The sequence below is a fragment of the Virgisporangium aurantiacum genome (assembly GCF_016863635.1).
GTDB classification, from domain to species: domain Bacteria; phylum Actinomycetota; class Actinomycetes; order Mycobacteriales; family Micromonosporaceae; genus Virgisporangium; species Virgisporangium aurantiacum.
In genome coordinates this window covers 109498-117248 of sequence record NZ_BOPG01000081.1, presented here as the reverse complement: position 1 = coordinate 117248, position 7751 = coordinate 109498, and the positions used below count along the sequence as shown (strand labels likewise).

The window sequence follows — 7751 nt, the reverse complement described above, 5'->3', positions numbered from 1 at the left end:
CCCGCTGAAGCCAGTTGGGCGCCGTCCGGGGAGAACGCCACCGACAACACGAAGCCGGTGTGGCCGGGATCGCCGAACGGTGATGTCAGAGACGATGCCGGCGCCGTCACCCGCGCCCCCGACCGCGATTCGGCCTACAGCGTAGTGCGACTAGCAACCGACTAACCACGAATGGTAACTGCACCCGATAAGTCGAAGGATCGCAAGCCCGAAATCGTCATCCTTACAAAGGCAAATACCGTGACCGTTAGGACGCAATACGTCTCGCCTGTACGGGTCGCGGGCCCGCCACCGGGTCACCTGCCTGGTTACCCCGGGTGAAAGCCCTGGACGCGGGCAGCAAAGTAGGTATCAACGACGTCCGAATGGTTCTGGCCCATATTTCTTGATCGAGGTGGTCCCGGCTATGCGGCGTGGAGGATCCGTTTGCGGAGCAGGTCGAACTTGGCCCGGCCGTACATTTGTCGTTTCATCATCTTGATGCGGTTGACGGCGCCTTCAACAGCTCCGGAGTTGTGCGGCAGTGTGAGCCCGTTGACCACAGCCGCATTGTCGGCGCGTAGGCCTCGGACGAACCGGTGCAGGTGGGGCAGGTCGTCGGCCTCGACCGTGGTCATCCACGCGTCGAGCTCTTCACCGCGGAGCTCGGTGAGGATCTGCGCGAACGTGGCGACCCGGGCTGCGGTGGTGTCGAGTTCGGGGCAGGCGGCGCGCACCTGTTTGAGTTCGACCTGGTCGTCGGTGTCGAGGTGGTCGGGGTGGCTCAGCAGCCAGGAGGTGATCCGGCGGACCTTCGGCACGGTCGGTGCCGGCGGCGGGGCGGTCTGCGTCCGGAAGGGTCCGAGGTAGTCGCAGACGGTGGCGTAGCTGCCCCGGTATCCCTGTTCGACGATCTCGCGGTAGAGGGCGGAGACGTTGGTGCGGCCGGCGTTCCACGCGTCGTGGAGGAACGGCTTGAACGGGTCGAGGATGCTGCACCGCCCAGCCCGTGCCGTAACGAGAAGCTCGTCGACGCTGGCGGCACGGTAGAACTTGCGGACGGTCTCCTTGGCCAGCCCGAGTTCACGCCGGATCGCTTTGATGCCTTTGCCTTGAGCTTTGAGGGCCTGCACCGCCGCGTAGCGCTCCTTCGTCCGCGCCACGATTGCGGATCCTTCCCACCGGTCCACGGCGGCAGCGTCCATAGCGGCAGCAGCATCGGGCTCGTCGGCGGCTTCGGCGGTCGGGGTGGCGTAGGCCGTGCGGATGCAGCCGTGATGGGCGGCCACGGTCTTCTCGACCTGCTCGGCCAGGTTCTTCCACAGGTGCCACCGGTCAGCGACCTGGATCGCCTGTGGCGCACCGGTTCGCGCCCCTTCGGCGTAGGCGCCGCCACGGTCGCGGCACACGACCGTGACGCCGGGATGCTCTTCCAGCCAGGCAGCGAACGTGTCCGCGAGCCGGTCGTCAAGGACATCGATCGGCCGGTGGGTGTCCATGTCGATCAGGATCGTGCCGTAGCGGTGCCCGCGCCGGAGTGCGAAGTCGTCGACACCCAGCACCGATACGGCGCCGATCAGCCGATCGGGCAGTGCCCGGACCAGGCGCAGCAGCACGTTGCGGCCGGCCGGAAGCCCGATCGTGGCGGCGAGGCGCGACCCGGCCCGGCCTGCCAGCGCCAGGCCGATGTCCACGAGCATCCGCGTCAGGTGCGGCGTCCGCCGGCCGTGGCGCACACTCACGCCAGGAATCTGCTCGGCGAACGTCCTGGCCGCACACCCGGACGCGTCACAGAAATACCGGCTCACCTGCAAGCGGACCATCAACCGACGTCCCACCACAGCCCCGTCCGCGATCCGGCGCTCGTAGCGGCTATGGACCCGCGTCGACCAGGACCCGCACCGATGACAGTTCGCACCAGCGCTGCGGCTCAACGCGTGCAGCCACACCACATCACCACGCACCTCGACCCGGCGAACGTCCACTGAGGACAGGTGCGGGAACAACACCGGGACGCATCGGCAGCCATCAGCGCACGACGAGCCATGATCACAGACCTGACCCCGCTCCGCAGCCCCGGACCATCTCGATCACGAAATGTGGGCCAGAACCACCTCTGACTCCCCAAGCCACGCCGGGCTATTTTACGCTCAGGCGTGGATTCTGCCCCCCCGTTACCTTTTTGATCGTCCCCAGCCGGGGACTCCTTGGTCGCCCGGCCTGGTATGACTTACTGCCCCTGTCGTTCGGATGATCCGGGGGGTGTTGTCGCCAGGTCGGGTGGCGTCGGCGGACCGCTCATAGGGACCCGGCCGCCCCTGCCCGGGGTAGGTCTCTTCGTAACGTGGGTGCCGGCAGTCCGACGCTCAGACCGGCGACCGAGGCGATGCTGCGGTGAGGAGGCGGTGCGTGCACGGCGGGTACGGGGTGTTCCTCGGTCTGGACGTCGGCAAGGACGGTCATCACGCCGTCGGGCTGGCACCGGACGGCAAGCGGCTGCACGACGCGGCGCTGCCGAACACGGAGGCCAAACTGCGGGCGTGGTTCGGCAAACTCGGCCGGTACGGCACCGTGCTGGTGGTCGTCGACCAGCCCGCGTCGATCGGCGCGCTGCCGGTGGCGGTCGCCCGCGCCTGCGGGCACCAGGTCGCCTACCTGCCCGGTCTGGCGATGCGCCGCATCGCCGACCTGCACCCGGGCACGGCGAAGACCGACGCCCGCGACGCCTTCGCCATCGCCGACGCGGCCCGCACGCTGCCACACACGCTGCGCAGAGTCGACAGCGGCGACGAGGCCCTCGCCGAGTTGGAGGTGCTCGTCGGCTACGACGACGACCTCGCCGGCGAAGTCACCCGCGTCAGCAACCGCATTCGCGGGCTGCTCACCCAGATCCACCCAGCGTTGGAGCGGGTCCTCGGCCCGAAGGTCCAGCACCCGGCCGTGCTGGAGGTGCTCTCGCGCTGCGGCGGCCCGGCCGGGCTGCGCGCCGCTGGCCGGGCGAAGCTGGTCGAGATCGTCAAGCCACGCGCGCCACGCATGGGTGCCCGCCTGGTCGACCAGACGTTGGCCGCGCTCGACGAGCAGACCGTCGTCGTGCCCGGCACCGCCGCCGCGGAGAAGGTCCTGCCACGGCTGGCCGAGAGCCTGCGTGATCTGCTGCGCCAACGCGACCAGGTCGCGGCCGAGGTCGAGGGGATGCTCGATGACCACCCTCTTGCCGGGGTCCTGACCTCGATGCCCGGCATCGGCGTCAGGACCGCAGCCCGGATCCTCCTCGACGTCGGCGACGGCACCGCCTTCCCCACCTCCGGACACCTGGCCGCCTACGCAGGGCTGGCCCCGGTCACCCGCCGCTCCGGCAGCTCCATCCGCGGCGAGCACCCACCCAAGGGCGGCAACAAGCAGCTCAAACGCGCGTTCTTCCTGTCCGCGTTCGCCTCGCTTGCGCATCCACCCTCCCGGGCCTACTACGACCGCAAACGGGCCGAGGGCAAGAAACACAACGCCGCCCTCATCTGCCTGGCCCGCCGCCGCATCGACGTCCTCCACGCCATGCTCCGCACCCAAACCCCCTACCAGCCGAAACTGGCGGACGAACCCCGCCAAGCAGCTTGACAAAACCCATAGGGACACCCCCCCACGGAGAACTCACCCACCATCGGCTGCCGATAGCGTTCCTGGAAGCGCTCGCCCGCGGGTCGGGTTCACCGGGGATCACCCGGTTTCTCTTCTCGGAGACGGAGCGTAGCCGGTGACATCCTCACCCTGCCCAGCGACAACAGAGAGGACGCAGTCCTCTACCGGGAGACCTACCTCACCGACGAACCGGTCGAGGACCCATGGAACATGTCACGGCATCGCGAGATATTCGACAAGTACTGGCAAGCCGCGCTTGACCAAGCGGCGTTGACAGAGCACATCGCAGACCGCGCACAGTGATGCAGCGAGGCGGCGCCAACCTGGCCACGAAGGTGCCAGCGACGAGCAGGGCGTCGATGGACTCAGTTACAGCTCCGTCGCGACGGATGTCCTGACGCGCGATCCCGGCCACCGGGCGGGCTGAAGTCGGGAACGAAGACCCTGAAAGGGGAGTTAGGCGTCTCGGCGTATACGCGAGGCCGCTGGGCCCGGGAGAACGGCCCTCATCGAAGTCGTGCGCGCGAGCAGGGCCGTTCTCCTCTCACTTCGGCTCGTAGCCGGTCCGCTGCCATCTTTGAATCCGTCTCGTCCTCACTTGAGTCGGCATATCTGCGTGTGGCCCAGGTCTTGGAACCATCGGATGCAAAGGCGCGTTCGTACTCAACGCCATGCCAAGACGGGCATGGAACATGGTGTACCAACAATTAGATTCCCCGTCGGCGACGTGACGTCCTGTCAAACTTGAGCCAAGTTAATAAGCTCGCACACCTAAATTTCGTGCGCATCGTCCTCGGTGTCAAAGTCCAATACCGGGGTTCCAGTCATCGCGGTAGCGCTCGATCCGCCCTCGGCCCGTCCGATCACTTCTTCGATATGAGCGCTATACAACCAATTCAGCGTGCCTTCGCGCTGCAAGTCGCCGACTACTCGTACCAGCAGATCCTCGTCGTGGGCACGAACAGCGAGGTGGTAGTCGCTCGCCTGAAGCAGATGAACTCGGACCTTCTTCGGTATTGCGGATCCGACTGCCTCAACCCCCACTACTCCAGGTAAACCAGCGTCCTTCTTTGTCAGCAGATGGACACGGCCAATGACCACCGTCCGGGGTTGAGGTTCGGTGCTAACAAGCCGGGTGGCGGCCCTCTGGAGGACCGGTGTATCACGCCCGCTAAATACGAAGTCAATGTCAGATACAGTCAACCCCGCGCCCGATGGGTGCCACTCCACAAATATGTTCGCTTCTTCGGCATCCGTTGTCAGATTCACAAGGGCGTTCGCCAATTCGTACGACACCCCGCGCTCGACACCAGCGTCGAAGCCAGAGAACGATTGCGACGAGCGAAAGTGGTCTAGCGCTTCAACCGTTGCACCCAGGGCACTAACAATAGAGGCAGAAATTTCGTTGCCCTGCACATAGTCAACGCCAGGCAGGCCAATGGTGTGTTCCGAAGTCTGCCTTACCGGTATCGCTGTTTCCGAGGGCGCGTACGCGGTCACGACGTAACTGCCGGGTGCAGTTTGACCCATAAGTACCGCGTCAAGATACCGGCTGGCGAACTGGCCGTGCTTATTGCCAAAGTGGCGTGCCTTGGTAAGCAAGGCCTTAGCGCCGGCGACCAACGTAGCGCGAGCGGCCTGGATTAAAGCCTCGCCCTCACGCCACACAATTAGGCCAGACGGCGCGTCGCTCTCCTTGCGGAATCTGTATTCGTCCGTCACTGCAACACTGAGACGCGGAAGCAAGCGACCGCGCCACGTATCGAAATTTTCTCCGGCGATCTTGGCGAGCGCCTTGCGCATGAGTTCTTCGTACTCGGGGGCGCCTCTGTCGAGCGGAACAACCAGCGTTCGGGTGCCACCCGACGTATCGGACGGTGGCGAAAGCCTGTTGTAAATCGCTCGACGCCCACCTATCAACTGCCAACCCGCTTGCTCCAGCAACACCGTCAGACGCAGCGGGTCAACGTCGAGCGGCTGGACGCCGTCGCCGTTGACCCCAATCACAACTTTTCTCCTCTTTCGACCTTCTCAAGAATCTCGATGAGCGATTTCGCATTGAACACATTGGCCCGAGGAATCCGAAGGGTTGGCTTGGCGGCTTTCGGCACCTCTCGACCCTCAACGCTGATCCAATAGCAACAGTGATGCAATTTCATGAAATCATGCGAACAATCCGTCCAAAGCTCCTGCTTCGGATTAACGCTCATTACAATCAGTATATACTTGTCCCACCGGCGCACCATGGCGAGACGCTCAAAATACTCCCGCTTGTGAAACTGATAAGCGAACGTGGTTGGGGTGGACTCCGGCGCAATGCTTGTTGTGCTTTTGAGTTGCACCTTAATCTGAACTTCTTCACGAGGTAGCGCAAATGATCTCACGATTTCGAGATCCACTCCATACACATCTCGCGTAATGTTCTGAACCACGCATCCTGCGGTGGACGCGACGCCCTCAACGTAGGCAATCTGCAACTGTTCCATGCACGTTGTTAGCGTGCGGGGGTCGACGGCTTTCACGAGGTGGTTCGGTTCCTCGTCCGACATTGACGCCACCCACCACCTTCCGTCACGTGACCTCTCCATAGAGTAGCGGCGCCGGTGTCCGTCGCGTAGGCCCGAGAAGCTTGCAGGCTTCCACCCAAATGGATGGTCGGACTGTCTCACCGGCCGCCGGCAGCCGCCACGCAAACAAGCGCCACCAGCAGGAAGCCAGTAGCACTGGCTCGCCCGCGGGCTGGTTCAGCGCACACGATCCGACCGCGGGCCGTTCGTCCGGACCTCGGACGGGCCAGAGCGGTCGTGGCGCGCGCCGTGGAGGCGCCGTCCAGCGCGATGACGGTCGGATCGCAAGTAGCGCCGGCCACAAGATGGCGGTGCCTGTCGACCACGCCCCCACAGCTTGCGTTCGTAGTCTGGGCCCAACTGTCGCAACGCCAATGCAGTTCATGGCGCCGCTTCATGACCGGGAACCCGTAGACGAACCACAGTCCGGGCCGGCCCTCCACGGCCGATCCGGACTGCTCATGATTACCGAATTGGCTTCCCGCGCGGCGTGGCGATTACTATCGCGGGCCGCTGGATCCTTGACAGATGGTTTCGTCAGAGGCCGCTGGGGGCCTGCCGGCGCGGTTGCCGTTGCTGCGGGAGCACGCCGGACGTCGCGAGCGTGTCGTCGATGAGCACATGTTCCGGGTCGGGGACGATAGCGGACCGACGTTCCGGGTTCAGGTGTTCATCGCGTCCGGGTTGCGGCCGGTCGCGGTGGTGACCCAGCTCGACAACGAGGGGATGTCCCTGACGAACGGGGCCGAACGGTATGCCGCGGCTGTGTGGAAGCGGTATCTGCCGGCGGAGCTGCTGCCACCGATCTGGATTGCGCGGCAGCTAATGACCTACGGCACCTCCGAGATCCAGAAGGACCACGGGTTCAAGCATGTCGAGTTCGAGGTCACCGGCCATGGCGAGCTCGTCGCGCATTGGGGTCCCATCCTGAACGTCGACGAGATGAGCCAGCTGGTCGGCGGCCCAGTCGATTCCACACGCGGCGCCGGGTACATACGACGTGAACGGGAGGAAGACCCGACATACCGCTTCGTCCCGATGTCGGTCCTTTGGCTCGCCCGCCCTCGCCCTTTCCGGGAGAAGGCGTGCATGGCCACTGGTACACCGTGGTGGCGGCGGCTGGGCCGCCAGCTCGTGCGCCGCCGCACTGCCCAAACTTGTTGCTGGTATCACGGCGGGGACTGGCACAAGGTGTCGACGGTTGCGATCGACTTGGTCGACCGCGCCTACGTCGCCGGCGTGCCGCACGAGGACGTTGCGGACTTCGCGTTCGCGCAGGTCGACCGGTCATCGCTCACCGACTGGGAGGTGGAAGCCGTGTACTCGCTGCTGGCTTTCCCGATCGACCCGGGCCGCGGCCGCTGGCCACGCAACCGCGGATACGTCAACGGCCAGCACCGTGCCCAGGCCATGCTCGACGCCGGCGTCCGACGCACCCTGGTCGAACGGCTGGAGCAGACCTGAACGTGGACTCCGCTGACCTGAACCGGTCGATCGATTCGGGTCTTCGCTGACCGGTCGCGCTACGCCGGTCGGTCTAGCCGGACGTAGACGCCCGTTGCCCCGGGT

At 65.1% G+C, this 7751-nt stretch carries 5 protein-coding genes; 2 read left to right on the top strand and 3 right to left on the bottom strand.

Annotated elements, in window-relative coordinates; all coding sequences use genetic code 11:
- Window positions 1–404: 404 nt before the first annotated feature.
- Complete coding sequence (locus Vau01_RS50800) at window positions 405–1928, bottom strand: ISL3 family transposase (protein WP_239152614.1); 1524 nt, start codon at window positions 1926–1928, stop codon at window positions 405–407.
- Window positions 1929–2388: 460 nt separating this feature from the next.
- Between Vau01_RS50800 and Vau01_RS50795 the strand changes: the two genes are divergently transcribed.
- Window positions 2389–3594: an IS110 family RNA-guided transposase gene (locus tag Vau01_RS50795; RefSeq protein ID WP_204008467.1), complete on the top strand. Its 1206-nt coding sequence runs from the start codon at window positions 2389–2391 to the stop codon at window positions 3592–3594.
- A 792-nt stretch (window positions 3595–4386) separates the two neighbouring features.
- Here the strand turns inward: Vau01_RS50795 and Vau01_RS50790 are convergent.
- Both Vau01_RS50790 and Vau01_RS50785 read right to left on the bottom strand, forming a co-directional pair.
- The gene (locus Vau01_RS50790) at window positions 4387–5622 is read right to left on the bottom strand and encodes a hypothetical protein (protein WP_204008465.1); all 1236 of its coding nucleotides are present in this window, start codon (window positions 5620–5622) and stop codon (window positions 4387–4389) included.
- Window positions 5619–6164, bottom strand: a complete 546-nt coding sequence (locus Vau01_RS50785) for a DUF4365 domain-containing protein (RefSeq protein WP_204008463.1) — start codon at window positions 6162–6164, stop codon at window positions 5619–5621. The genes Vau01_RS50790 and Vau01_RS50785 overlap by 4 nt, the downstream gene beginning before the upstream one ends.
- Window positions 6165–6755: 591 nt before the next feature.
- Between Vau01_RS50785 and Vau01_RS50780 the strand changes: the two genes are divergently transcribed.
- Entirely contained in the window at window positions 6756–7646 is an 891-nt protein-coding gene (locus Vau01_RS50780; RefSeq protein WP_204008461.1) for a hypothetical protein, read from the top strand.
- Window positions 7647–7751: the final 105 nt, after the last annotated feature.